The 597-nt window shown below is 67.0% G+C and carries 2 protein-coding genes; one reads left to right on the top strand and one right to left on the bottom strand.

All coding sequences use genetic code 11. From position 1 onward, the window contains the following. The coding region (locus tag ABD385_RS41275) for a helix-turn-helix transcriptional regulator (RefSeq protein WP_344585433.1) at positions 1-213 on the top strand (213 nt) is incomplete at its 5' end. A 30-nt stretch (positions 214-243) separates the two neighbouring features. Here the strand turns inward: ABD385_RS41275 and ABD385_RS41270 are convergent. Further along, positions 244-597 (bottom strand): transposase (locus ABD385_RS41270; protein WP_344585431.1); only part of this gene is annotated, 354 nt, incomplete at its 5' end.

The following is a 597-nucleotide window of genomic DNA, read 5'->3' as shown; positions in this document are numbered from 1 at the left end:
TGGGGCGGAACCGGCAGCGTCGAAGACGCTTCCAGGGCCTTCGGGTTCTCGCGGGCCAAGGGCTACGACTTGGTCCGGCGCGGGGAGTTCCCCTGCCGTGTGCTGCGCATCGGCCGCAGCACACGCGTCGTCACCGCATCCCTGCTCCGAGTACTAGAAAGCGGTGAGCCTGAGTACAGCGGAGTCCACGACGCGCACCGCACGCTGGCGTGACGCCCGTCCGGCCGGGACCGGCGAAGCTGTTCACGACCAACCCTGGCTCCGACGCTGTCCCTGGACGAGGCCGTAGATCTCCCGGGCCACATACCGCTTCAGGCAGCGGATGATCTCACGCCGGGTCTTTCCTTCCATCACCCGTCTCTCGTAATACACCTGGGTGCGTGGGTCCCAGCGCAGTCGAGTCAGAACGATGCGGTGCAGGGCAGCATTCGCCTGCCGGTTTCCGCCGCGGTTGAGGCGACGATGACATCTGCCGCCCGAGGAGTATTCAACCGGGCTTGCCCCGCACAAGGCGGCGAACGACGCTTCACCACGCAAGCGGTCCGCGTTGTCCCCCATGGCGATCAGCAAAACAGCGGCGCTCTGCGGTCCGACCCC

This window comes from Streptomyces lunalinharesii (assembly GCF_039532155.1).
GTDB lineage: Bacteria > Actinomycetota > Actinomycetes > Streptomycetales > Streptomycetaceae > Streptomyces > Streptomyces lunalinharesii.
Note: the sequence above shows the minus strand (reverse complement) of the source record. Positions and strands in the feature narration are given on the sequence as shown.